The organism is Psychromonas arctica (assembly GCF_038155225.1).
In the GTDB taxonomy this organism is placed as follows: domain Bacteria; phylum Pseudomonadota; class Gammaproteobacteria; order Enterobacterales; family Psychromonadaceae; genus Psychromonas; species Psychromonas arctica_B.
The window spans coordinates 83,038-109,869 of the sequence record NZ_JBAKBA010000002.1; the positions used below are offsets into that span (position 1 = coordinate 83,038).

Consider the following 26,832-nt stretch of genomic DNA (forward strand, 5'->3'; position numbering starts at 1 on the left):
TAAAATTTAGAATTGAAACATAAATATTTAATAGAAAAAAGGGACCAATAAATAAATTTATTGGTCCCTTTTTTATTCGTAAGTTAATAAGCAGATTAGCCTATCAATAATTGCTTACTTAATTTTGTTAAGCTAAATTATTTAATTGATTTGATATTAACTACTTAACCTCAATTCTGGTTAATGAAAGCAAAATTACATTTAAAATCATAAGGTTATATTTTTTACTCTACAGTGCCGTTAGTTTTGCGTAGTTCAAGACGAATTATTGAAGCAATAATTGGTTATTGAGAGATAATTTAACGCAGAAATAGCAGTGTTGTATCGCTTTGCTTATCTAGAACTGAGGTTACTTACATCTTTTTTACTCGGTTACATGTGCATATAACGTTTAATCTTCTTGGTTGGTGTTTTGATAAAAGGTTCTGTTTGTTCAACCACTGAGTTCAATTTAGAGAATGAAGATAACAGTCCATTTGATTCATTTTTAATGTCTTCTAACAATACAAGGATCTCTTTGTGTAAGTCTGAATCAGTTTCAGTTTTAAGGTTATGTTGCTCATCAAACAAGTCATAATCGATGTAAATTTTAGCAACGAGTTTTTTATCTAACTCATAGACCATTGAATCAATGACTAAAGGATGACGATTGATCACGTTTTCAATGGATTCTGGGTAAATATTTTCACCACTAGAGCTGATGATTACATTTTTAGTACGGCCACTAATGGTTAAAATCCCCATTTCATCCGCATAACCTAAATCACCAGTATTAAACCAACCATCCTCATCTAACACTTCTTTGGTACGTTCTTCTTCCTTGTAATAACCCAACATGACATTAGGACCGCGAACGTGTAACTCACCTTCTTTATCTTCTTCATTTTGCTTAATGAATCGATATTCCATATCAGGTACAAATATTCCTGTTGTGCCTAAACGAGTATTCCCAGGAACAGCACCGGCAATAATGGGTGCTGTTTCCGTTAATCCATAACCAATCGCATAAGGAAAGTTAGCTTCTAATAAAAACTGCTCTACGTAGCTTGATAATTTAGCGCCGCCAATACCAAAAAATTTCATTTCACCACCAAAACTTTCCATCAGTTTTTGACCTGCTATTTTATTAAGTTTTTTACGCACAAAACCAACATTGTTATATAAATACTTAGTCAATTTATTTTTATTAAACTCAACTAATATTTTGTTTTTGTAAATTTTCTCAATGACTAAGGGTACGCTTAACATACACGTTGGTTTAACGGTTTGCATTGCCGCTAAGATAATTTTTGGCGAAGGTACACGATTAATATAATGGATAGATCCACCATTTGAAAAAGGCACTAAGAAACCAACCGAACATTCAAAAGTATGCGCTAAAGGTAATATAGACAGGAAACGATCTTTTTCGTGTATATCTGTTAGCGTGTTAGCTTGGTAAAGTTGAGACATTAAGTTGTAATGACTTAACATAACCCCTTTAGATTGCCCTGTTGTCCCTGACGTATAAATAATCACCGCAAGATCGTTTGGATTAATTGTGAGCGTATTATCTATCTCACTCATTTTTAGCAGTTTCTTTTGTTTTGCAAACTTTATTGCTTTGTCCTTCATTTGCGCAATCGTTTGCACACCTTTAACAAAAAATTCTGAATGCTTAGGTGTTTTATCTTCAATTAAATCAAACGTTTCTAATGAGAAAACATAAGATAAACTTGAACTAAAATCATCTTCGTTTAATTTAGCACTTAACTTATGGGAAACAAAAATAGCTTTTACTTCAGAATGTTTAATAATGTGATGAATTTCATTAGTGTGAAAGTCCGGTAAAATAGGAACTGCGATCGCGCCCATTGCAGTAATCGCTAAATAAACAATTCCCCACTGTGGCATATTCTCACTGCATATCGCAATTTTATCACCTTGCTTTAATCCTAAATCTTTAAACATTGCCTGCAGTTGAATAACTTTTTGTTGTGCTTCTTGATAAGTTAAATCATCTTCACCTACATTACATACAAACGCATTTGACGCGTACTTTTTAAATGTATGATCAGCTAAAGACATTAAGTTGTTGTGGGAAAGATTAAGCGACATATTAAAGCCTTTATATTTGAGTAAACGATTGATTCGTGAATAATTACTAATATCAGGATTCAATAATTGATTGAGTAGTTTATGAACATTATATCAATAAGCTAACGTAAAACGACTAAAATGCGCAATGCAATGCCGATTATCAGAGTCTTATAACACTTTCAAGGATTAAATTATCCATAATGCCTAAAACAGCCACTTTAAGATAAATAGGATATTTTCAAATTGCATAATAAATAATCATTTTCACTATTTATAGCCTTTCCGCCTTCATTACAGGCATATCATTCATTAAATTTAAAAGGATGTTATAGCAACACTTAAAGCTGTGTTAAAATCCTTTTTTTTATTTATAGAGACAATTTTATGGCACGCCAAGTAACTTATTTTTATCAAGGCACTAAAAAAACCATCGCATTTTCATTCAGCCAACACTTTGATATTTTTGAAGCGGTAGCCGCTGCAGAAGGTGTTGATTTAAAATCGTTTTGGGCGATGGAAAAGCAACTTGAAATGAGTTCACGTGGTCAAGGTATAATGAAAAACTACCGTGCAAATGAATTTGAACGCATGGGCTTTTCAGAAATAAAATTTGTAAGAGACGAAACTAAAGATAAAGAAAATAAAGAGAAGAAAGAAAAATAAGTTCACTCAATATCATGGTGGATAGCGCTATATGAACGAGACTAATAACCAGAGTAACAATACAAACACTGAACACTTACGTGAGATGAACGAAATAGAACATCTCTATTTAGCTCAAGTATTGGGTACGTTACCAGCACCTAAAAAACGCTACCTTAAAGCGGCCCTCAATACCGCTGTATTTTGGGTGTTTTCATTGTTTGGCTTTTGTATTCTTTGGTTTCTCAGTAGCTTAATATTGACTACCTTTGCTTCTATCGATATTGGTATTAGTAGTGATTATTCAACAGTTATATTCCCTATAGCCGTTGTTGTTGCAGGATTATTTGCTTTTAATTCAACGAGGAAATGGTTATCAACCTCTGAAAGTGGTTATACCTATGTTAAGGCTGACTTAGCGGCGCAAAAAATACAAGCTGAACGCTATAAAGTAAAATCAGTGAAGTGTTTTAAAGAGACAAAACACGGTGGTTTATTATATTTTTTATTATTAAAACACCCTGTTTCTAAACAAAAAAGCATTAGAGTTATTTATGATTATGAAAGTCAGAATGACAAGATTGATCCTAAATTATTATTACAGATTAAAACTGTTTTAACCATTTGCACTGCCCCAAATTCAAAGATTGTGGTCGATAATGTATTTGAAGGAGATCCAGTCACTAAGGTTGAATATTTTGATTTAACAGCTTCCCCTGAACAATGGCCTAACCCTGATAGTTGGGAAGATATTGAATGGTCTTCACTGCAGCAAATTTATTCAAAGTAAACTTATACCAATTACATTAATTAACTGCCCTATTTTACTGGTTAAAATAACTTATTTAATGTGTTAGGTATTAACTTCCCGTTACTAATAGACTTCCCATAAAATGTTGACGTTTAACGGTATTAGCCACTCATTCACATCACTTATTGTTCCTGCATTAGTGATTGCTTCTTTATGATTTGATGAGTTGCAATTGCCCGTTAGTAAGTACAATCATTAATTCTATTTTCTAAAAGGTAAGGTTAAAGTTAACCACTAACAATAGGTATAACGAATGAGTAATAGTCGATATAAATGGGTGAGTAAGCAATAATTAAGAAAGGTTTATTAAAGAAAGGATTAACATTAAAAAAACCAATAAGAAGATCTCCCTTTGAACTTTTTATTGGTTAATTAATTTTATAGTATTTTATAGTTTATAAAGTTTTTTTGATAAACCATTACTTCTAAAGTATTGTTTCTAAGCTAAAGAGATTGGGTCTGGCAGTTTGATAATACGTTTCTCTAACACTTTTAATAACACACCATATGCAGGTAAGAATAAACACAGGCTCACTAACAATTTAAAACCGTAATCTACCAACGCAATTTCAGGCCAATTAGCCGCCATGAACTCATCGGTTGATGCATAAAAAGCTAAAGAGAAGAAGATTAAGGTATCCAGTAAGTTACCTAATAAAGTGGATGCCGTTGGTGCAATCCACCAAGATCTAGTCAGGCGTAAATTGGCAAATACTTTAATGTCTAGCAATTGACCAAATAAGTACGCAGCAAAACTTGCAGCAGCAATGCGTAATACAAAGCTATTATAATTAGCGAGTGCATCCATACCTTGAAATATACCTTGATGAAATAATACACCAATGACATAAGAGACAACTAACGCAGGCAGCATAGCTTTAAAAATGATACGTCGAGCATTCTTCTGTCCGAAGATTCTGACCGTCAAATCCGTTGCAAGGTAAACAAAAGGGAAACTAAAAGCACCCCATGTAGTGTGCCAGCCAAATAAAGTAAACGGCAATTGTACTAGGTAGTTACTAGCACAAACGATAATGATGTGAAATCCAACCAATAGCGTAAGCGCACGGCGAATTTGCGTGTTTGAAAGTGATAACATATTTTGACCTTTTTATTGTGGCTTTTACTGCCACTTTTTAATGTAACAACGGGGTGAGGGAACCCGCTTATTATGTGCCCCAACTGTTTAGTGATAGCTTATAGCTAACCTAATTAACTGTATTGTTATATCAATATGGGGGCGCATATTATAGGGTGATAATGACACAATACAACCCTTTTAATCGTTCCTTCCCTGCTCAATTAACACAACATACCTGTAATAATAGGTAATATAACGTTATACTGTATATAAACACACTTAAGCGAGTTAATTATGTTTGCGAATAAGCCAATTAAGGTTGCAAAGGATATTGATGGGGTACGTCGAAGTGCTTTTTGGCATTTATCACGTCGAGACCATAGCCAAGCAGAACTATTAAAAAAGCTTCAACGTAAAACGGATAACCAAGAGTGGATAGAAACCGTCATCAATGAATGCTTAGATTACAATTATCTTGATGATCAACGTTTTACGGAGTCCTTTATTCGTGGCTCGCAAAATAAAGGTTATGGCGCGACTCGTATAAAACAAGATTTAAAATTAAAAGGCATTGGCGAACTATTAATTAAACAAACATTTGATGACAATGAGTTCAATTACATTGATGCTGCTCAGCAATTATTAAGTAATAAATATCGTGAAGCAATTGTCACTCAACATTTAAAACAAAAAGCGATGGGATTTTTACAGGCCAAAGGTCATAGTTTCGATATTATTGCATTAGCCATAGAATCACATAATGAAGGTTTTCCAACACCCACGTTTAATGATCTCGATGAAGCTTGTTTACTGCTTTCTAAGAAATTCAAAGTAGCAATTGAGGATCAAAAACAGAAAACCAAAGCACTAAGACACCTTACTTCTCATGGTTATGACTATTCAAAGTCCAATCAAGCGATAAAGTTATTTAATCAACAGTTAGCGTTAGATGAATAATAAATTAAAGTTAAAAATAAACATATAAAAACAACAGCATACAAAAATTAATACTAAAGAATACTAAAGAAAACTTAAGACGATTGAGACTCCAAGACATTAAGTCTGATTTGATAATACGGAAAAATTCATGGCAAAAGCAAAAACAAAAATTTCCTACGTATGCAGTGACTGTGGTGCTGATTATACTAAATGGCAAGGTCAATGCGGCGAATGTAAAGCTTGGAATACAATCACTGAATTTCGAGAAGCATCGAGTACAACTAAATCAGTTAATGCCGCCATTAATCGTAATCAAGTCGGTGGTTATGCCGGTGTAACCACTAATGGCGTGCAACGAATTTCAACTGTACAAGTAGAGAATGCACAACGTGTCTCAACAGGTTTAAGTGAATTAGACCGCGTATTGGGTGATGGTATTACATTAGGCTCAGTGGTATTAATTAGCGGCGACCCGGGTTCTGGTAAAACCACCCTACTCACTAAAGTGGCCTCTGTCATGTCACAGACGATGTCCACTTTATATGTCACCGCTGAAGAAAGTTTAAGCCAATGGGCTAAACGTGGCATTGAAAGGTTAAACCTACACTTTAATGAAGATAATTTTTTATTATCAGATACTGACAGCATTGAAGATATTGTTAACCAATGTATTGAAAATAAAGTGAAATTCTTAATTGCCGATTCCATTCAAGCTTTTGAATCAAATTCAGTGGATGGCTCTGCAGGTGGTGTCACTCAAGTTAAAACTTGTGCAAAAATATTAAACCGTTTATGTAAGCAGCACGGCATTACCTTGATTTTAGTTGGTCAGGTAAATAAAAACTCGCAAATGGCGGGCCCACAAACACTCAAGCACATTATTGATACGGCGATTCACATTGAAGTGAATGATGCCTCTGTACGAATTTTACGTGCCGATAAAAACCGTTTTGGTGATACTGAGCAAGTGGGTATTTTTCAAATGACCGAAAAAGGCATGCGCTCTGTTGATAATCCAAGTCGCTTATTTTTATCTGGTAGTGAAGAGCACTTTGAAGGCTCTGCTATCTCGGTGATTAAAGATGGTGCTCGTAATCTATTAATTGAAATACAAGCGTTAGCGACGGAAGTTGAAGGAGAAAAATCAATTAGAAACTGTATTGGTGTTTCATACAGCCGTTTATCATTAATCACCGCGGTACTCAAAAAACACGGTGGAATTCCTACTTATTACGATATTAATATCAGTCTAGTGGGCGGTTTAAAAATGGCAGATTCTGAAACATCGACCGATATGGCGGTGACCGCCGCTTTGCTCAGCTCAATTAACTCTAAGCCTTTACCGAGTGATGCTGTGTTTATCGGTGAGTTAGCCTTAACGGGAGAACTACGTCAGATACCACAAATTGTCCCTCGTGTTCGTGAAGCATTAAGCCATGGAAAAAAGCAGATTTTTATCCCTTCTGTGGCTTATCACGCTTCAATGCAACAATTTGTGAAAGGCGATCAAAAAATCATTCCACTTAAAAACGTACGAGAGTTAATCGAAGCCTTACAATAACCAATAGCGATTATCTTTCACTAATTTTTAAGCTGAGCACCTATAAAATGCTAGCGTATATAACTGAAACACAGTGAGGGACTCTGTTGTTAACTCATTTTTTGGCAAGGGTTTAATAACAAAGTCTCATGCGTTACCATATTAGATGTGTCTGAAAGTTAAGTGAGATTACCAACATGTTAAGTGCGCAATTATTACAAGACTATGGACACCTTTTAAAACCAGAACACGGCCAAGTATTAGACTTAGCTTGCGGTAAAGGCCAAAATGGTTTGTATTTAAAAGAACAGGGTATTGATGTGTTATTCGCTGATATAAAACAGCAAGTATTAGATAGTTTAGTCACCGATGACAATGTTCTTCAACAGAATACTTGGTGTGCAGACTTTGAGTCTGACTCTCAAACTGATGCCCTCAAGCTCAATAAACTGCAGTTACAGGGTATTATTGTGTTCAGGTATTTACATCGACCATTGTTCAATGCACTTCAACAAGCGGTTCAGCCTGGTGGTATTATTATTTATGAAACATTCACCGAAGCAAACCGAGTATTTGGTAGACCTCATCGCGAACAATTTTTATTAAAAAAGGACGAACTTAAAACACTTTTCAAGGATTGGGATATATTGTTTTATTTTGAAGGCATTAAGCACAACCCAAATCGCGCTATTGCACAAATAGTCTGCAAAAAACGCTAATTTTAAATAGACTACAACTTAAGTAGGATATAACTAAATGCATGATATTAAACATAAAGAACTGATCAAATCTGGCTCATTCATTAATGGCAACTGATTAACAACCGACAAACCCTCTGAGCATTTCAAAGTAATCAATCCTGCCACACAGGTATGCTTAAACTCAATTCATAATGCACAAAAAAATGATGCCGAAACCGCGGTTGAAGCTGCAGCAGCAGCCTTTCCAAGTTGGACTAAACTAACAACCTACGAACGAGCGGAGCACTTAACTGCTTGGGCTAAATTAATTACAGAACATGAACAAGATTTAGCACGCTTGTTAACATTGGAACAAGGTAAACCTGTTTCTGAGGCGCTTGCTGAAATTCGTTATGGTGTGAGTTATTTACATTGGTTTAGTGAGGAAGGTAAACGTAGTTACGGTGATGTTATTCCAGCCCTTTCTAACCAACAAAAAATATTAGTGAATAAACAAGCTGTTGGCGTCGTGACATCAATAACGCCTTGGAACTTTCCAAATGCCATGCTTTTACGTAAAGCTTCTGTCGCTTTAGCCGCAGGGTGTACTTTTGTCATTAAACCGGCTGCTGATACACCACTATCTGCGCTAGTATTAGCTCACTTAGCTAACGTTGCTGGGTTACCCGATGGTATTTTTAATGTGGTGGTTAGCACCGAATCAGCAGAAGTAGGTAAAGTATTAACCATGCACCCTAAAGTGAATAAATTCAGTTTCACTGGTTCAACGGGCGTTGGAAAAACATTACTCGCACAATGTGCTGAAGGCGTTAAAAAAGTGTCAATGGAATTAGGTGGTAATGCGCCACTGATCGTATTTGAAAGTGCTGATATTGACGCCGCTGTGAATGGTTTAATCTCTAATAAGTTTAAAAATGCAGGACAAATATGTGTTGCTATCAACCGTGTTTTTGTGTACACAGCAACATCGCAAATGAGTTTACTGAAAAAGTGATCAAAGCAACTCAACTTATTAAAGCAGGTAATGGACTTGATTCTAAGACTAATATTGGCCCGCTCATTACGCAACAAGCGGTTGATAAAGTCAGTTTATTAGTCAGCTCAGCAGTAGAGCAAGGTGCTAAAATAGCATATCAATCAGAATTAACACTATCCAATAAAGACGAAGCACATGACTCGTTAAAAGCTGACGGTTTCTACCCCGCTACCGTATTAACGAATGTGAATAATGAAATGGACATTGCACAAACAGAAATATTTGGTCCCGTCATTTCAATTATGACTTTTGAAGATGAGACAGAAGTTATTGAGCAAGCAAATGCAACCGATGCAGGATTAGCTTCTTATTTTTATTCTCAAAATATGAATCAAGTATGGAGAGTATCAGACGCATTACAGTATGGAATGGTCGGCATTAATGAAACAGCATTATCTAATGCTGCAGCACCTTTTGGTGGCATTAAGGAATCAGGTAGCGGTAGAGAAGGATCAAAATACGGATTAGATGATTACCTAGAAATTAAATATTTATGCTTAGGCGGAATTGAGCAAAAAAGTTAATTATCAAAGAGTCATTAATCTAATTTAACATTTAAGCGTGTAAGCATTAAATATACGCTTAATAAGAAACTAAAAATAATAAGGCTCTCTGAGTGACTCGCTATAAGTGACTCAGAGGGCTTTAATTATATGTACTACATGCACAATAATTGTAAAAATTTAACTATCTGTCAAACATCATGCCTAATATCTCAGAATATATTAACCACAACATCATGTCATAAAATATTTAATAAAAGTCTTAGAGCTTATAAATAGTTATTTTCTTTCAAGTAATCAATAACTTGTTGAGCACAAGCTTGAATAGACTTTTGATCTGTTTGAACATGTATTTCTGGATTAACTGGCTTTTCATAAGCACTATCAATACCGGTGAAATTCTTTATTTCGCCAGCACGTGCTTTTTTGTATAAACCTTTTGGATCACGAGACTCGCACACTGCTAAAGGTGTATCAATAAAGACTTCAATAAACTGCCCTTCTGGTAACTGTGAACGTACCATTTCACGGTCTGCAACAAAAGGTGATATAAAAGCAGTAGAGACTAATAAACCTGCATCAGCAAAAAGCTTTGACACTTCACCTACTCGACGAATATTTTCAATACGATCAGTATCAGAAAAGCCTAAATCACCGTTTAAACCATGACGAACATTGTCACCATCTAATACATAGGTTTTAGCTTGGTGTTGAAATAGCATTAAATCAACCGCATTAGCAACTGTAGATTTACCTGAGCCACTCAAGCCTGTAAACCATAAGACTGCCGCTTTATGGCCGTTTAATTGACAATGGTCTTGATGTGAAACGCTCGCTTGATGCCATACAACATCAGATGATTTTTCACCATCAACATCTTTTTCTATATATGGGTTATTCATAATATTCTCTCTAATAACAGAAGTCAGTGAACTCAATAAAGCATAACTTCTTATTTAATTAATAAACGTTTACAGTCTATAGGCCAAATACAAAAACAATGGCAATAATACATGTCACGCTATAAACCAAGCTAACAGGTACACCAATTTTAATAAAATCATTTAATTTATACTGCCCTGCATTGAATACCATCAGGTTAGTTTGGTAACCGTAAGGACTGATAAAACTTGCACTCGCACCAAACGCGACGGCCATAATAAAAGCAGTTGGATTCGCATCAATACTTACTGCAAGACCATAAGCAATCGGGAATATCAATGCAGCGGCGGCGTTATTGGTGACTAATTCGGTCAAAAGCAAGGTGATAGCATACACTGCAATTAACGCGAGTAATGGGCTAAATGAGCCTGAGTTATTACTCATCAATTGTGTAAAAATATCGATAACACCACTGTTTTGTAATGCATAAGATAAAACAATAGCTGACGATATAATTACCCAAATATCAGTAGGAAAACGCCTTACTAACTCACTACTAGTTAGACAACCACTTAAAAGTAATACACCTAGTAATAGTAATACTGCTTTGAATAAAGGGATGATACCTATCGCAGCTAAAGCGATAGCAACAACAAAACCAAAAATAGCTAAAAGTTCTTTTTTACCTGATAAACGCGAATCTAGCTCGACATCCGACAATAATATAAAGTTTTTACGTATGTTACGACGAGATTTAAAATCTTCACCCACTGCTAATACTAAAAAGTCACCTGGTTTGATTTTTAGTTTGCCGATTTTTCCTGATACTTTTTCACCGTCTCGTTTAATGGCGACCACTGCCGCATCAAACAAAGAACGAAAACCAACTGATTTTAATGTATTACCATTTAGAACACTTTCAGGGCGTACGACCACTTCTCGTAAATTACCTAATGGTAAGCCACTATTTTCAGCAAAAATAGATAAGCCATCAAATAAACGTAACTGGTTAACTTTAGAAATGTCACCACTGAAGATGAGTTTATCGTTCGCCTGAATAACTTCATTTGGCGTGATCGCGGTAAGTTGCAATTCACCACGCATGATTTCAACCAAAAACAGAGACTGTAAATGACGTAAACCATTTTGATCGATGCTTTTACCCACTAAACTAGAATCAGGGTTAACCTTTGCTTCAATAAAATAAGAAGGCGCATCAGTTAATTTCATATCAATGTCGGGCAATAATGAACGACAAACATATAATGTAAGACCACAAGCACCGACTAAACATAAACCGACTAAGGTGAAGTCAAAAAAGCCTAATGAAGGTAAATTAGCATCAAGTACAAGACTGTTAACAATCAGATTAGTTGATGTCCCAACTAAGGTTAATGTACCGCCTAAAATAGCGGCATAGGATAATGGAATTAATAACTTACTTGCAGAGTGATTAGGGTTATTACGAATTGGCGCTAACATGGTTGATACGACAGCAGTATTGTTTAAAAAAGCAGAAGAGAAAACAGTAAAACCGAATAGTCGTAGCCATGTTGAATTATAACTTGGTTTAATCACCTTCATGGCAACTAAACGCAATAAACGGGTTTTTTCAAGGGCAATAGAACACAGCATTAACAAAATTAATGTTAATAGTCCTTGATTGGAGAGACTTTTAATTACTTGGTCTGTTGTCACCATTTGTGTGGAAAATAAAGTCATTAATGCAACGCCGAAGACAACACTTGGACGCTCTTGGAATTTAATTAAACCGATGATAGTGAAGATGAAAACTGCGAGAACAAAATAGGAATGAAGAGTCATGAATAGGCCATCAGTTAAGAGCATTCGGTTACTAGCCTAACACTAGTAACCGAACACTATTTAGCAATTATCCTTTTAGGATATTTTTTGCTTCCCAATGAGGGAAATGTTTGCGAACTAATGCATTAAATTCAACTTCAAACTCGCTGTAAGCTGATTTAGGACCTGCAGTTGCTTCAAGTGAACGTTTAATCATGCCCGCTCCAACAGTACCATTAGTTAAACGGTCAATAATAATGAACGCGCCTGTTGCTCTGTTATCTGAGTATGCATCAAACTGAACTTCTTTTGCGACTTCAAAATTACAACTGCCAATTTCATTTAATGCTAATTGCGTCGCTGGCTTCTGTTGAACTGTATTAACATCTGTTTGATAGTTAACAGAAGTAGCAGCACCGACCGTCGTATTACTACCAACTTTGATGATGTATTCACGATCAACGTTTAGTGGCGTTTCATCCATCCAAACAACATCAGCTTCAAAGTTTTTAGTTGATTGTGGTTTTTCATGCGGACGAACAATCATATCCCCACGGCTGATATCAATTTCATCTTCAAGTGTTAGTGTGATAGCCATACCTTGATAAGCAACTTCTAAGTTACCGTCAAAAGTAACAATCTCTTTCACTTTACTTTGTTTACCAGAAGGTAATGCTTCAATTGTATCACCTACACGAATTTCACCCGATGCAACAGTACCTGCAAAACCACGGAAGTCTAAGTTTGGACGGTTTACATATTGAACGCCTAAACGGAATTGATCAATTGCATTACTGCTGATTTCAACTGTATTTAATAAACGTAATAATGGCGAACCAGGATACCAAGGCATGTTTTCACTTTGGTTTACTACGTTATCACCTTTAAGCGCTGAAATTGGCACAAAACGAACATCAGCAATGTTTAATTGTTTGGCAAATTCACGGTAATCCGCTTTAATTTTCTTATAAACTTCTTGATCGTAATCGACTGCATCCATTTTGTTGATAGCAATAACAACATGCTTAATACCCAACAAAGAACAAATGTAAGAGTGGCGACGAGTTTGAACTTGTACTCCATGACGCGCATCAATCAGGATAATCGCTAAATCACAAGTTGAAGCACCTGTTGCCATGTTACGTGTGTATTGTTCATGTCCAGGTGTGTCAGCAATAATAAATTTACGTTGCTCAGTTGCAAAGTAACGGTAAGCAACATCAATCGTAATGCCCTGCTCACGTTCAGACTGTAAACCGTCAACTAACAATGCTAAGTCAAAAGACTCATCTGTTGTGTTGAATTTTTTAGAATCTTTTTCAATAGCAGCCATGTGATCTTCAAAGATCATTTTGCTATCAAATAATAAACGTCCAATTAAAGTTGATTTACCGTCATCTACACTGCCACAAGTGATGAAACGCATCATGTCTTTATTTTCGTGAACGCGTAAATATTCTTCGATATCCGATGCGATTAGATTTGTATCGTTAGTCATTTTTTTTCCTTAACTCTTTATAGGACTGGGTTATTTAAGCGTTGGCCTAAAAGTAACCTTCCATTTTTTTCTTTTCCATCGAACCAGCAGAATCGTTATCGATTACACGGCCTTGACGCTCAGATGTTGTTGTTAACAGCATCTCTTGAATAATTTCAGGTAATGTCTTCGCTTCAGATTCAATCGCACCTGTTAATGGGTAACAGCCTAATGTACGGAAACGCACATTTTTCATCTGTGGAACTTCACCTTCTTCAAGTGGCATACGCTCATCATCAACCATGATTAATGAACCATCACGTTCAACAACTGGACGTGGTGCAGAGAAGTATAGTGGCACCATTTCGATATCTTCTTGGTAAATGTACTGCCAGATATCAAGCTCAGTCCAGTTAGATAGTGGGAATACACGAATACTTTCGCCACGGTCAACTTTTGAGTTATAGATGTTCCATAATTCAGGACGTTGATTTTTAGGATCCCAACGGTGCTTTTTATCACGGAATGAATAAACACGTTCTTTAGCACGAGATTTCTCTTCGTCACGACGTGCGCCACCGAATGCAGCATCAAAACCGTAATGGTCTAGTGCTTGTTTCAAGCCTTGTGTTTTCATTACATCAGTATGCTTAGCTGAACCATGTGTAAACGGTCCCATGCCCATTGCAATACCTTCAGGATTTTTATGAACTAATAAATCGAAATCGTACTTCTTCGATAAATTATCACGGAATTCAATCATTTCTTTGAATTTCCAGTCAGTATCAACGTGAAGTAATGGGAAAGGAATTTTACCTGGGTAAAAGGCTTTACGTGCAAGATGCAATAACACAGACGAATCTTTACCAATTGAATACAGCATTACTGGGTTATCAAATTCAGCGGCTACTTCACGCATTATTTGAATAGATTCAGCCTCAAGTGCCTTAAGGTGAGTTAGTCTTTTATTGTTCATGTGTTTCCTTACAAAGTCACAGGATATATATAATTTAAAGGTATTATGCAGTGTTCTCTGAAAAGTATCAGTAACAAATTCAGATAGAATATAGAAAATAGTTATAAGCGTAATTAATTATGTCATTGATGCTAAATGTTGATTATTAAACGTTAAACCAATATAAAATAAAACGTTTTGATAAACACCTTTGACTATAAAAATTAAGCCAGTAGAGACTGGCTTTATTACGAACACTTTTTACGACCATAAAAAGGTATAAAAGTTGTAAAAAATTTAACGCTAATCTACTTTAAAAGAATCATGATATCAATTGTTAATATTTTATCTGCCGAGCACTGTCTAATTTACTTTTTGGATGTTTAATTTATCGCGTTCGCTTATTCACCTAACGTTTAGCTACCTAATATAATTAAAGGTAGCGATAATAATTGATCACCCGATTTTGCAAAATAAAAAATGATACCTATTAAAGCACCCACTGTTAATAGATACCAAGTTGTTGAAAATAGTTGACCGTAGCGATCTAATGGTAACAAATGACTATTAAAACGTGCTCTCCATTCAAATACTATTTCAACACTGCCTATTAATAGTAAAAAACCTAATAGTGCTAATCCTAATGCGTAACTAATAAAGACGCCGGCAGCAGCACCTAACACACAAGCTAACAAACCAATTTTACTGTTCATAGAAAAGCTAATGCTTTTTAATATATGCCCCCCATCAAGCGGCAAAATAGGTAAAAGGTTAAACAAATTAAGTAATGCGTTAAATGTCGCTAAACCAGCAAAAAATTCACTACCAGTTAACCAATAAATAATTAAGCACACCAATGACATTATTAACCCAAATGTTGGCCCCATGATCGAAATCACCACATCTTGCCAACGTGTATTAATTTTTTCATCGGATACGGCTAACCCGCCGACAAAAGGGATTAAATAAATACCTTTAGTTTTCATGCCAAAATATTTCATAGCTCGAATATGACCGTATTCGTGAAAGACTAAACAAGCTATCAATGCAGCTGCAAATTGAAAAGAGAAAAACCAACTGTAAGCAGCAACACTTGCTCCTGCTAATACCACTTTAATGATTTTTGCACTTTTAAATAGTTTTAATGCTAAAGAACCTAAACCAAGAAGGCTTATCTTTTTAGGTTCTGATACCACTTTTATCGGTGTTTGTTGTTCGATATCCTTTTCATTACGAGACGCCTCTTTTATTAATTCTTCATTTTCATAAAAACAATAATTAAGTAAAAAAGGCTGCCATTCAAGTTCAACATCTAACTTACACTTTATTGTCACACTTTCTGGTTGGTCTGCATTAGGTGTTAAAGGGAGTTCATTTAATGCAGCTTGCTGAAATAGTTCAAACTCATGACTTTTTTTACCTTGCGCGAACTCGCTCGCCGTAATTTGCGATACAATTTGGTCTCCCCAATACAATTGCTGCCAACCAGCCATTGAAGCTTCAAGTCGAAGTGTTTTTCCGTAATGCTCTAATTGTAATAATTCCATGATTTTTCCTTTTAAGTCAGCGTAATTATGACAGAATTAAAAAATACTGACTATCAAGTCATTGCATCAAAACATCCTTATTTCTGACTATCAATTATCACCTTAACCCGTATACTAAGCGTTTTTAGCTTTACCACTTCATGATAAGAGAGAAACACCATGACTCAGAACATTGCTGCATTAGAAAAATTCCAAGATGACGTTAAAGAAAGTCAAGTTTTATGGGCACTACAAGATAAAGCAAGTGGTGATTGGGTTGTGATGGATTCAATGAGCTATGAAGAAACTGAAGTAATGCCATTATGGTCATCTGAAGCGCTAGCAAAAACACATTGTATCGAAGAATGGGAAGATTATACGCCAGCACCTATTGCATTAGCGGATTGGTTTGAGTTCTGGTTAGAAGATTTAGTTGAAGATGATGTTATTGTTGGCCTTAACTGGGTTGGCGATGAAGATGACATTGAATTAGGTTTGTCAGAGTTTACTGAAGCACTTGGCCAAATCGAAGCGTTATAATTTACTATTCTTTATTGCAATTAGTTAAATAAATAATAGTTAATAATTAAAAGCGTGTTAGCTTTTTCTCCTTTATTACCTGAAATTGAAGTTCATAACGATTGAACTCTATCAAAAGTAAAGTAAAGTAAATAAAACCTAACATGCTTATAACCTATTCCAACCCTCTACTTTTACTTACTGTGCCAATTTATTATGTCTGAAAATAAACTAGAATCTAGCTCAAAAATTCGTACCATGATCGCCCTTACTAATCCTAAAAGCTCATCTAATGTTGGCGGCGCTATGCGTGCAGCGGGTTGTTACGATGCACAGAAAGTGGTTTATTCCGGCGACCGATTTAATCGCGCGGTTCGTTTAGCGGCAGACACTCAAAAAGTCCATGAAATTGTACCCTTAGTACATTACGAAGATCTGTTAACAGCGTTAGAACCTGGAATGAAACTAGTCTGTGTTGATTTAATTGAAGGTGCAATTCCATTACCTAATTTTGAACACCCTGAAAATGCCATGTATTTATTCGGCCCAGAAGACGGCACTATCAAACAACAGGTGATCAATAAAGCTGATGCAGTTGTTTATATTCCGACGATTGGTTGTATGAATTTAGCAGCCTCAGTGAATGTTGTTCTTTATGATAAATTAGCAAAATCACAACAACATCAACTCGATAATGATTTAATTAAAAATAGCCGTGATAAAAACAACAAAATTAAAGTGAAAGAATTGAAGTATAAAAACAATATGATCAAAGAAGCTAAAAGATTAGAGAGAGCACAAGCAGAAAAGAGTTAATACCTTAAGCTTTAAATGAGCAGTATTGGCTTTAAGCACATTAAAAAGCCAATACTTTTACGAACAAGCTAGTTTATTATAAATGCTCCTCAGCAAATTCAGCTAATCGACTTCTCATAACGCCATTTAAATAAATATTAGCGCTACCTTCAAAATCTTTAAATCGTTCTACTATATAAGTTAATCCCGATGTGACAGGCGTGAGATAATTACTGTCGATTTGAGCAAGATTGCCAGAACAGACTATTTTAGTCCCTTCCCCACACCGTGTAATGATCGTTTTTAATTGTGAAGCCGTTAAGTTTTGACATTCATCCAGTAATACAAAACTGTTTTGAATACTCCGTCCCCGCATAAAGTTAACAGACTTAAATTGAATATTGGCTTTATCCATAATGTATTTAACGGAACTGGCACTACAATTATCATTTTTATGTAGTACTTCTAAAGTATCTGTCACTGAGGCTAACCAAGGCATCATTTTCTCTTCTTCCGTCCCGGGTAAAAAACCAATATTTTCAGCAATATCAGGCGTATTACGCGTGACGATAATCTTATCGTACTGCTTATTTTCAATGACTAATTCAAGTGCGGCTGCAACAGCAAGTAAGGTTTTACCACAACCCGCGGGGCCCGTTAAAATCACTAAATCGACTTTAGGATCTAACAATGCATTGATCGCCATACCTTGATATATATTTTTTGGTGTAATTCCCCAAGCCTGCTGATTCATTAAACGATCATAACCGATGTCTAATAACTCTACTTCATCCTTAAAATGTTCTGTCACTTTCCCAACAAAATCGTTTTTTTCATCAATAACGTATTGGTTAGCATAAGGGTTAAGTATTTTTTCAGATTTTAGTTGGTGGTAAGTATCTTCGCCGCGATTGAAGGTTTCGCATTCTTTTATGTTATCCCAAAATTGTCCTTCTACTTTTTGATAGCCTTTACTTAATAGATCGACATCGCCAATCACTTGATCAGTCCTATAGTCTTCTACGAACTTAAGTCCTGCCCCTTTAGCTTTGAGACGCATATTGATATCTTTAGTGACTAGAATTACTTTAGCAGGAGCTTTGCTTTTCTGTAGATATAACGCAGCGTTGATAATACGATTATCGGGTTCATCTTCACTAAAAGATTCTTGTATAAAAGAGGCATGATGATCAGCGAAAATCGAAATAACGCCTCCTAACTGAACACCTTTATGGTCTATTTCAACTCCTTGGCTAATTTGTTCTGTTGTCGCATCTTGAAAAAGTTGCTCTAAACTACGGATTGCAACCCGAGCATCTCTGCTAACATCTTTTTGCCTATCTTTGATACGATCTAACTCTTCTAATACGGTCATGGGAATGACAACATTATGTTCTTGAAAGGAATATAAAGCTAAAGGTTCATGTAATAAAACATTGGTATCTAGTATATAAAATTTACGTGCGATATCTGTCATGAATAATTCCTCTGGTTATGATGTTGCAGTGGAGTTTTTATATAAACAGTAAGTTATTACATTTTTATGACTCGACTATCTTTTACAAAAAAATCATAAAAGTCCAATAATAAGTCATTTATCTAACATTTTTTTAAAAAATCGGTTTCGTAAATGAATATGCAGCGTATAATTGAATTCTAAGTAAAAATCAGCAATTTATTGATTTAATTAAACGAATAATATTATTTGTTACTATTTAAATAATCATTAAGTGTATAAATAAAAAGGTGTGATAAATGAGTACTGTTCTTGAATTGGTAAAAAACACTCGACGTAAAAACAAACTAAAGCGTGAAATCATTGATAATGAGAAAAAAATCCGTGATAACCGCAAACGTGTGGATCTATTAACAAACTTATCTGAGTACATCACACCAAATATGAGTCATGCAGATATTGTTAATATCATCAAAAACATGCAATCTGACTATGAAGATCGTGTTGACGATCACATCATTACTGGTGCTGAATTATCAAAAGAACGTCGTGAAGTGAATAAACAAATCAATGCATTTAGACGTCCAGAATCAACTAAATAAATCATTTAGATAATACTAAAATTGATTATAAAAAAGATAGCCTAGCTATCTTTTTTACTTTATAAGTTTATTTTTATAAATGGTGAATAATTGTTTCTACCTCCCTCTTCTCTTAACTCTTTAAATACTAACCATATTGATTTGTGGTTTATTGAACCTCATCAATTATCAACAGAAGCAATGACATCATTACGTGCTTTGCTAAGTAATGAAGAGGTATTAAAACTCCAACAATATAAAAATAAACCGACCCAATATACATCTACCGTTACCCGATCGCTATGTCGTTTAATACTCGCTCAGTATACAAACACAACGCCTGAATCATTAAAATTTATACGCAATCAACACGGCAAACCAGAGTTAGTTGATAATATAAATGCACTTCGCTTTAACCTTAGCCATAACAACGAATTAATTGTAATGGTAGTTTGTGCAAATGATGACATTGGATGTGATATAGAAAACCCAAAACGAAAAATCAATGTTGAACTAATTAGTCGACGCTATTTTGCAAAACAAGAACATAAGCAACTTAGCCACTTAACTGGGGAACAACAAAAACAACGTTTTTTTGAAATATGGACTTTAAAAGAAGCATTTGTGAAGGCAACAGGGATTGGGATTGGGTTAGGCTTAGATACTTTTTACTTTAACCTTCAAAAACGACTAACGCAAAACGTAGATATCAATTTTAATGATCATTACTCGTTGGACAAATTTGTACCTTGGCAATGTCATCAAACCATGTTTAATGAACAATCATTAGCAATATGCCGCACAAGTACATTACAACAAACTATAAAATATTTTGATGCAAAACATTTATTAAAAAAGTAATCAGTCGATTTAAAAAACAAGTTAATACGAACTACAAGTGGCTACACCCAGTTTTATAAAGAAATTTCTTATAAACAGAGATCTTATAAATAGAGTTCTAAAAAATATATTTTGATTATAAAATATAACAGTATTTGCCACCTGTTTTAACCAATTAAATTAGTTTATTATTCAAGTAATTAACGTTCACTCTAAATCTAAGAATTCGACGGCTGCAGAAAAGCTTCCATCTTCCGATTTACTCACTCGCAATAATTTGGCAGTCGCATTTAATGGCATAAAGCGATCATCATCAGTACGAAGATTAATATTCACTTCATCTCCTTCATTTAATTCTGCTTTTTCTAGCGAAATTCGCATTCCAGTGCTGCTTAAATCACTACAAATCCCATGATAAGTTTTTTCATCTTTTGTAATTTCGATAGGTAAATTAATTTCCATTCGATGAAACGAGCGTTGTTCATTTTTTGCAAAAATCATAATTATCCCTTTTTTAAAGTCCTAAAATGACTTATAAATACTATTTCTGCAAGCGTGAAATCGTTATTTTAATAAGTTTGAGAGAGCCGTAACATTGCTAAAAATATAATTTATACGAGTAAGGCTAAAATTTCATTAGGTATAGGCTGCAATTGCTTATCTTTATCCAAGCACACCATTTCAATATCACCAATAACAGCAGGTCTGATTGCATTTGGACGCCAAACTTCTTGTCGCCATAGTGTTTTATATTTACCTTCAATAATAAAACTGGTGCGAATATCACACACTTCAGCAAACTCCACACCTTCTTGAAAGATCATATTAGCTTTATAAACGGCAAAACCGATGCCTTGATCATTCCATAATCTATTTAAGCGTTGGCTATCAATTACATGCTCGCGAGCACGTTCAAAATACTTTAAAAAATTAGGGTGATAAACCACACCTGAATGATCTGTATCTTCGTAATAAATCTGTACAGGATGATGGTATATTTTATTACTCATGTGAATCTAACCTACTTTATTTAACAACATACAGCGAACACCAGTCTTTTTAGCATGTAACAAAAGTTGCCTATAATATGGAGCGCTGTTTTCACATACTATTTTCAAAACACTCTTTTCAAAAATACTGATTTAAATAAGATTAAGCAATTCATCACTTTTTCATTTAAATCATAAGTCATTGATCACTATATCACTTATATTATATCTACCGACATAGAATTCCTCTTTGAGCGCACTCGTGGAAATAACTATTTTTTGATGGATGTATTATAACTAATGAATAAAATACGTATACAGCAATGAATATATACAAGGATAGATTATCTAATAAATGTATCGATGAAGATCAAAAAAAGATGAGGAATTATTAATTTATATTATGAATTGGTTTTAGTCGGCTGGTTTTAGAAAATGCTCTTATAAAATCGATGTATTAAATATGTAATGTATTAAAGAACACATCGATTATGGCTGCATTTTCAGTTTATAAACTAATTTCAAGATAATATATAAATACAGGTTATTTTTATTTATTAACTCCTTTAAGGATTTTCAATAGGAATGAGAACTTCATTACGTCTTAAAAACCAAAGAGTAAATGGGTCGTTATAGCGCGCCCAAATAGGTTCTCCTATTACTTTATAACCGTTTTTACTGATCCACATTTGTAGCTCGTTCTTATTCTCTTTGTACGCTTTTTCACTCCAAAGACCAGAATACTCAATAGAAGCAATAAACCGTTCTGGTACCTGTTTCAGTACCACCTCACTGTTATTAGGAGTAGGAAGCGCCTCATAAGATGAAGACGCAGGCATCATAAAGCTAACCGCCCAACGTCCGTTAACACTTTGCTGTCCGACTGGCGATGTCATCTCAATTTTTTCTCCACCGGCTTCTTGTCTAACAGGTGCTGTCATATTGATATTTTGTTTAGTACTATTATTACCTGAAATATACTTAAACAAACGTTGAAAGGCTTCACTACCAGCATCTTCAAATTCACTATCGACCAGAGTCTCAGCAACGATGTGAGGGGCATATTGTCGCACTTGGAAGTCACCTTCTTGATGCACAAGTTCATATTTAGCTTCTTCTGTCGCCATTGCTCCTCCGCTACTCAGTGTCATAAAGGCTATAACCAATAAAACGTTTGCTATCTTTTGCTTTGCATATTTCATTAACATGAGCCTTAAATTAATCGTAATAAGTTTAGTTTCATACTTTTTTAGTATCGCTGTATTTAGTATCAACAGAGTATAAATACGAATATAAAGCTCAATTAGATCATGTAATGCACTAGAATAAACGCTTCAAGCAGATTCAAGTTCAACAAATATTTATTAAGTCCACGTAAGATGATAAAAATTTTTATCTTACTTCTGTTCTTACCACGGTATGCTAGGCAATAAATAAAATACAAAACGTTTTTAAAGTAATAGCCACATTATTTATTAACAATGCGCTTTAGCAGAGATCAATTAAGGAATGTCAATTGACCACCCACATAAAAATTAACTTCATTAATGCTATTGAAAATATCAATGAGAATGATTGGAACAAGTTAAACAACTCAACCTGCCCTTTTCTTCGCTATGATTTTTTTAAGGCACTTGAGAATAGTCAATCCGTTAGTGCTCAACAAGGATGGCAACCTCACCACTTGCTCGCAAAAGCAGGTGATGATGCCCTTGCTATTATGCCAATATATTTAAAGAGTCACTCATGGGGTGAGTATGTTTTTGATTGGGATTGGGCAGATGCATTTAAAAGGTACAACATTGATTATTATCCTAAATTAGTAGCAACCATTCCTTTTACGCCTGTCAACAGTGATAAATTACTGTCTTCAGAGCTACACTTATGTAATTTATTTGAACCGCTAATACAACATTGTGAACAAGAACAAATTAACAGTTGGCATTTACTCTATTGCGATCAAATAACAACAGCGTTACCAGAAGATGTTTATCAACGTAATACCGTACAATTTCATTGGTTTAATCGTAACTATAAAAGCTTCGATGACTTCCTTAATACTTTTACATCACGTAAAAGAAGAAGCACGCGTAAAGAAAGGTTATCAGTGGTTAAGCAAGGAATTAACATTCGACGATTAGTAAATCATCAAATCACACAGAAAGACTTAGACTTCTTTTATTTAACCTATCAATTAACTTATTTAAAACGTGGTCACCAGCCTCATTTAAATGCAGAGTTCTTTAAAGATATAGTCAATAAAATGACCGATAATGTCTTATTACTCATTGCGGATAATGGCCAAGAAGATGTTGCTTGTGCATTATTTTTTTATGATGACTCACAACTATATGGGCGTTATTGGGGGTGTACTGAATACTATAATAATTTACATTTTGAACTTTGTTATTATCAAGGTATTGAGTTTTGTATTGAAAATAATCTAACAAGTTTTAATCCAGGTACTCAGGGAGAGCATAAAATTCAAAGAGGCTTTGAACCTATTTTAACTTACTCTTATCATTGGATAATGCACCCTAGTTTTAAAGATGCAATTAAAGATTTTTGTCAACAAGAGCAAAGCCACATGCTACTGTATCAGGAACAATGTCGTGAATTCTTACCCTTCAAAAAATTAGATTAAAAATGACCAATAAACCTTTTTCTCAAGCATCTGAAAACAATAAAAAACCTATTCTCAATCTTTTAACAAGCCTATTCGCGTCTAATAAACATGTATTAGAAATTGGTTCAGGGACAGGGCAACATGCCGTCTTCTTTGCTGAACATTTAACGCACTTAACTTGGCAAACCAGTGATTTACCGATCAATCACAGCGGCATTAATCAATGGTTAGATGAAAGCGCATTAGTGAATATTGAAAAACCTATCATCGTTGATTTAAATGAAAATTGGCCGATTCCAAACAAAGCATTACCAATAGATGCATTGTTTACAGCGAATACGTTACACATAATAAGCTGGCCATTAGTGGTTAAGTTTTTTGAAGGCATTGCGCATAACTTGTCAGAAGGCGCTCATATTTGTATTTATGGTCCTTTTAAATATAAAGGAGAGTTTACTAGCGAAAGCAATGAAAGTTTTGATTTGTGGCTAAAAGAAAGAGATAAAAACAGCGGTATTCGTAACATTGAAGACATATTAATATTGGCAAACTCAGCAAACCTTAATCTAATAAATGATCACGTAATGCCCGCAAACAATCAGCTATTATGCTTTCGAAAACAGACTTCCAACAAATAACCCTAACCCGTTGCTTCGTAGTGACTGTAAGCAGCACTAAGATTTATTGTCAGCACTTAACACTCAATCTTAGTACAGCTGCCCTCCCCACCGCTCGTTATTCAATGATTAAGTCATCATTAACATTAATTCATTTAACGATTTAGACTTAGAAAAGTAGCAAATACATACCAAATAAGTAAAATCATAATCATATCAGACAAAAAAGCCTAAAAGCACCTTTGAATTATTAATTGTATTAATAGTCCAATATTTTATTACTTATCAGAACCTCAGTGAGATCAAAAGCATGAATAAATCGGAAAAATTTACCATCCGAGTTAATTTTAAACCGCAACAAAATAGTATCACTCAGGATGAAAAAAAATATCAGTACCACTGGGGGAGAATAATTGGATGTTCTCTATTAGTGTTTATGGCCATTGGCAGTAGTGTTTATTATGGTACTTATTATTTTTCCCAAGACAATACTGATGAGAATCAAACAATAGCAGCAAAGACTGACAGTACAGAGCCAGCAACAACAGTATCCCAAATTCCTTCAATAGAAAATTCAGGTTCAACAACAACTACCAACATACCAAATGAGACAAAAATATCAATAAATGAACCAGATCTGGCCCAATTAGAAAACCTTAGTATTGAAAATATCAGTGTTGATGCAACACCTGTTGATGCCATAGAAAGTGAACTCACAAAAATCACTTCAGCTATTAAGCAGTCAAGTGAAAATACTTCGTCAATTGGCAATACAACCATGCCTGACGTCACAAGTGGCGATACTGAACAATCCCCTGTTATCGAAGATAAAATAAATAATTTAACAGCTAATACATCGACAGCTTCAAATACGGCAGCAACTGAGGTACCTGTAATAAAGACCAATAATTCCTCGGCACTGTTCACTCAGGTTAAAACAGAGATATTTTCTGATGATGTTGAACGTTTTACCCTTTCTCAAAATGTCATCAATAATGAACCAGTAGGCACTATCAACGACATTGTTTTTGATAATAATATTGCAACGATCTATGCCTTCTCTCAAGTTGATGACTCAAAAAATACGACGCTCTATTATCAATGGAGTTTAAATGATGAACATATTGCGAAAGTACGCATAGGTGTCATAGGTAATCGTTGGAGAAGTCATTCGAGTAAATTTATTCAATCGAATATACACGGTCAATGGAAAGTTGAACTTCAAAATCAAAACGGTGACGTACTGGCTATTAGTCAATTTAAATACTAAATTTATTTTTGACGGTTTTTAATAAACAAACATATATACCCGTTACCATTCAAGATACAAAATTCAGCAAGCAGTGAAGTGAACAGATACTAGGTAAAAAGAAGACGATCTAACGGGTTAAATCGACACTTTTTAACAACGAAGGTGTTTACTTCACAGCGGCCCTCTAGGTCGTTAGCTTGAACGGTAACGGGTATAAATGATAAAGGACTATCCATGGTGAAATCTAACTTTCATATCGGTATTGTATTAACGCTCATGTCATTTATGGGTTTCGCTATAGCAGAACAATCATTAACGGTGACAGCGAGTGCCTATACTTCAAGCATTGGTGAGACAGATTCAACACCAAATGAAGCCTCATGGGGAGACAAACTGAAACCAGGTATGAAATCAATTGCAGTATCAAGAGACCTTCTAAAACTGGGGCTAACTCATCAACAAGAAGTCAGAATTAAAGGTTTCGAAGGCACATTTCGCGTGTTAGATAAAATGAATAAACGCTGGAAAAAGAAAATCGATATTTACATGGGTAAAGATGTTAAAAAAGCGCGAGAATGGGGGAAACAGCAAGTTGTTATCTATTGGACCAATGATAAATAGCTACTCATTACCCATCTCATGATGACTTAATAAATTGCTAAAGCACTACGTTAACCCATATCAGCTTAGTCAGCTCAAAGGCGTTTTCGCATACGCTTTAATATGGTTTCAGTATCAAGCTGAGCTTGGTATTGTTCGTAATCTAGCCCTTTAGCGAAAATATATTTGGTCAGTAATACTCTCGCTTGCTGCAATAAAATATCAGCATCCCAATTCGATTCGTAAAAGCGATTAATATGAGCCACATTAATCGCATTAATTAACACCTCTTTAGAAGTATCACTAGCAATTAATATTCTTTTAGTATGATCAAAGCGAGTATCCTCTGCTATCACTTCTAACAATTGCGTTGAAGTTTCTGTACATTCCGTTAGCCCTGAAACGACTATCGCGACCAAGTCCCCTTGTCTATCAATACTATCTAACTTAGTTATAGCTTCATCGGCTGAATGACATTGAATGACAGTCAAACATTCAATCAATGGTGCGAGATCATGTAACAGCTTAAACGTCACTTCGTTATTTTCATCGACACAAACAAGATGTAATTTATCCATTATT

General features: G+C 34.9%; 27 protein-coding genes. 15 read left to right on the plus strand and 12 right to left on the minus strand.

Annotated features, from left to right (window positions below):
* Nucleotides 1-372: 372 nt before the first annotated feature.
* A complete protein-coding gene (locus tag V6255_RS01530; RefSeq protein WP_341626562.1) occupies nt 373-2,097 on the minus strand; it encodes an AMP-binding protein in 1,725 nt (574 codons plus the stop codon).
* Between the two features lie 366 nt (nt 2,098-2,463).
* Between V6255_RS01530 and V6255_RS01535 the strand changes: the two genes are divergently transcribed.
* The gene (locus V6255_RS01535) at nt 2,464-2,742 is read left to right on the plus strand and encodes a DUF2960 domain-containing protein (RefSeq protein WP_025564440.1); all 279 of its coding nucleotides are present in this window, start codon (nt 2,464-2,466) and stop codon (nt 2,740-2,742) included.
* A gap of 31 nt (nt 2,743-2,773) precedes the next feature.
* A complete protein-coding gene (locus V6255_RS01540) occupies nt 2,774-3,511 on the plus strand; it encodes a hypothetical protein (protein ID WP_341626563.1) in 738 nt (245 codons plus the stop codon).
* Nucleotides 3,512-3,971: 460 nt separating this feature from the next.
* Here the strand turns inward: V6255_RS01540 and V6255_RS01545 are convergent, their stop codons facing one another.
* Nucleotides 3,972-4,631, minus strand: a complete 660-nt coding sequence (locus tag V6255_RS01545) for a 7-cyano-7-deazaguanine/7-aminomethyl-7-deazaguanine transporter (protein ID WP_341626564.1) — start codon at nt 4,629-4,631, stop codon at nt 3,972-3,974.
* A 276-nt stretch (nt 4,632-4,907) separates the two neighbouring features.
* Between V6255_RS01545 and V6255_RS01550 the strand changes: the two genes are divergently transcribed.
* From V6255_RS01550 to V6255_RS01570, 5 genes are all read left to right on the plus strand, one after another.
* Nucleotides 4,908-5,570, plus strand: a complete 663-nt coding sequence (locus tag V6255_RS01550) for a regulatory protein RecX (protein WP_341626565.1) — start codon at nt 4,908-4,910, stop codon at nt 5,568-5,570.
* Between the two features lie 130 nt (nt 5,571-5,700).
* Nucleotides 5,701-7,113 carry a DNA repair protein RadA gene (gene radA / locus V6255_RS01555; protein WP_025564446.1) on the plus strand — a complete coding sequence of 471 codons (1,413 nt, stop codon included), beginning with the start codon at nt 5,701-5,703 and terminating at the stop codon, nt 7,111-7,113.
* A 176-nt stretch (nt 7,114-7,289) separates the two neighbouring features.
* Nucleotides 7,290-7,811 (plus strand): methyltransferase domain-containing protein, encoded by a 522-nt coding sequence (locus tag V6255_RS01560; protein WP_341626566.1) that lies wholly within the window; start codon nt 7,290-7,292, stop codon nt 7,809-7,811.
* Nucleotides 7,812-7,977: 166 nt separating this feature from the next.
* Entirely contained in the window at nt 7,978-8,787 is an 810-nt protein-coding gene (locus V6255_RS01565; RefSeq protein ID WP_341626645.1) for an aldehyde dehydrogenase family protein, read from the plus strand.
* The gene (locus V6255_RS01570) at nt 8,721-9,353 is read left to right on the plus strand and encodes an aldehyde dehydrogenase family protein (protein WP_341626567.1); all 633 of its coding nucleotides are present in this window, start codon (nt 8,721-8,723) and stop codon (nt 9,351-9,353) included. The genes V6255_RS01565 and V6255_RS01570 overlap by 67 nt, the downstream gene beginning before the upstream one ends.
* A gap of 248 nt (nt 9,354-9,601) precedes the next feature.
* Here V6255_RS01570 and cysC read toward each other — a convergent pair whose 3' ends face one another.
* From cysC to V6255_RS01595, 5 genes are all read right to left on the minus strand, one after another.
* Nucleotides 9,602-10,234, minus strand: coding sequence for an adenylyl-sulfate kinase (gene cysC, locus V6255_RS01575; protein WP_341626568.1), 633 nt, complete (start codon nt 10,232-10,234; stop codon nt 9,602-9,604).
* 76 nt (nt 10,235-10,310) lie between these two features.
* Entirely contained in the window at nt 10,311-12,038 is a 1,728-nt protein-coding gene (locus V6255_RS01580; RefSeq protein WP_341626569.1) for an SLC13 family permease, read from the minus strand.
* A gap of 67 nt (nt 12,039-12,105) precedes the next feature.
* Complete coding sequence (gene cysN / locus V6255_RS01585) at nt 12,106-13,515, minus strand: sulfate adenylyltransferase subunit CysN (protein WP_341626570.1); 1,410 nt, start codon at nt 13,513-13,515, stop codon at nt 12,106-12,108.
* Nucleotides 13,516-13,561: 46 nt separating this feature from the next.
* A complete protein-coding gene (cysD, locus tag V6255_RS01590) occupies nt 13,562-14,470 on the minus strand; it encodes a sulfate adenylyltransferase subunit CysD (RefSeq protein ID WP_298940011.1) in 909 nt (302 codons plus the stop codon).
* 395 nt (nt 14,471-14,865) lie between these two features.
* A complete protein-coding gene (locus V6255_RS01595; RefSeq protein WP_341626571.1) occupies nt 14,866-15,996 on the minus strand; it encodes a site-2 protease family protein in 1,131 nt (376 codons plus the stop codon).
* 159 nt (nt 15,997-16,155) lie between these two features.
* Here V6255_RS01595 and V6255_RS01600 point away from each other — a divergent pair, with 159 nt between their 5' ends.
* Together V6255_RS01600 and V6255_RS01605 are read left to right on the plus strand one after the other, a co-directional pair.
* A complete protein-coding gene (locus V6255_RS01600) occupies nt 16,156-16,515 on the plus strand; it encodes a DUF2750 domain-containing protein (protein WP_137297405.1) in 360 nt (119 codons plus the stop codon).
* Nucleotides 16,516-16,710: 195 nt separating this feature from the next.
* On the plus strand, nt 16,711-17,310 hold the full coding sequence (locus tag V6255_RS01605; RefSeq protein ID WP_160061939.1) for an RNA methyltransferase: 600 nt from the start codon (nt 16,711-16,713) through the stop codon (nt 17,308-17,310).
* 76 nt (nt 17,311-17,386) lie between these two features.
* Here the strand turns inward: V6255_RS01605 and V6255_RS01610 are convergent, their stop codons facing one another.
* Complete coding sequence (locus V6255_RS01610) at nt 17,387-18,766, minus strand: PhoH family protein (protein WP_341626572.1); 1,380 nt, start codon at nt 18,764-18,766, stop codon at nt 17,387-17,389.
* Between the two features lie 278 nt (nt 18,767-19,044).
* Here V6255_RS01610 and V6255_RS01615 point away from each other — a divergent pair, with 278 nt between their 5' ends.
* The gene (locus V6255_RS01615; protein WP_137297402.1) at nt 19,045-19,347 is read left to right on the plus strand and encodes a DUF496 family protein; all 303 of its coding nucleotides are present in this window, start codon (nt 19,045-19,047) and stop codon (nt 19,345-19,347) included.
* Nucleotides 19,348-19,437: 90 nt separating this feature from the next.
* Entirely contained in the window at nt 19,438-20,187 is a 750-nt protein-coding gene (locus V6255_RS01620) for a 4'-phosphopantetheinyl transferase family protein (protein WP_341626573.1), read from the plus strand.
* Nucleotides 20,188-20,373: 186 nt separating this feature from the next.
* Here the strand turns inward: V6255_RS01620 and V6255_RS01625 are convergent, their stop codons facing one another.
* From V6255_RS01625 to V6255_RS01635, 3 genes are all read right to left on the minus strand, one after another.
* Entirely contained in the window at nt 20,374-20,667 is a 294-nt protein-coding gene (locus V6255_RS01625; RefSeq protein ID WP_341626574.1) for a PilZ domain-containing protein, read from the minus strand.
* A gap of 110 nt (nt 20,668-20,777) precedes the next feature.
* On the minus strand, nt 20,778-21,176 hold the full coding sequence (locus V6255_RS01630; protein ID WP_341626575.1) for a thioesterase family protein: 399 nt from the start codon (nt 21,174-21,176) through the stop codon (nt 20,778-20,780).
* A gap of 545 nt (nt 21,177-21,721) precedes the next feature.
* Nucleotides 21,722-22,306 (minus strand): heme-binding protein, encoded by a 585-nt coding sequence (locus V6255_RS01635; RefSeq protein ID WP_341626576.1) that lies wholly within the window; start codon nt 22,304-22,306, stop codon nt 21,722-21,724.
* Between the two features lie 365 nt (nt 22,307-22,671).
* Between V6255_RS01635 and V6255_RS01640 the strand changes: the two genes are divergently transcribed.
* The 4 genes from V6255_RS01640 (at nt 22,672) to V6255_RS01655 (ending at nt 26,271) form a co-directional block, all read left to right on the plus strand.
* On the plus strand, nt 22,672-23,799 hold the full coding sequence (locus tag V6255_RS01640) for a GNAT family N-acetyltransferase (protein ID WP_341626577.1): 1,128 nt from the start codon (nt 22,672-22,674) through the stop codon (nt 23,797-23,799).
* Between the two features lie 2 nt (nt 23,800-23,801).
* On the plus strand, nt 23,802-24,419 hold the full coding sequence (locus V6255_RS01645) for a DUF938 domain-containing protein (protein ID WP_341626578.1): 618 nt from the start codon (nt 23,802-23,804) through the stop codon (nt 24,417-24,419).
* Nucleotides 24,420-24,708: 289 nt separating this feature from the next.
* Nucleotides 24,709-25,668: a DUF2914 domain-containing protein gene (locus V6255_RS01650; protein ID WP_341626579.1), complete on the plus strand. Its 960-nt coding sequence runs from the start codon at nt 24,709-24,711 to the stop codon at nt 25,666-25,668.
* Nucleotides 25,669-25,884: 216 nt separating this feature from the next.
* Nucleotides 25,885-26,271, plus strand: coding sequence for a hypothetical protein (locus tag V6255_RS01655; RefSeq protein ID WP_341626580.1), 387 nt, complete (start codon nt 25,885-25,887; stop codon nt 26,269-26,271).
* Between the two features lie 74 nt (nt 26,272-26,345).
* Here V6255_RS01655 and V6255_RS01660 read toward each other — a convergent pair whose 3' ends face one another.
* On the minus strand, nt 26,346-26,828 hold the full coding sequence (locus V6255_RS01660) for a hypothetical protein (RefSeq protein ID WP_341626581.1): 483 nt from the start codon (nt 26,826-26,828) through the stop codon (nt 26,346-26,348).
* Nucleotides 26,829-26,832: the final 4 nt, after the last annotated feature.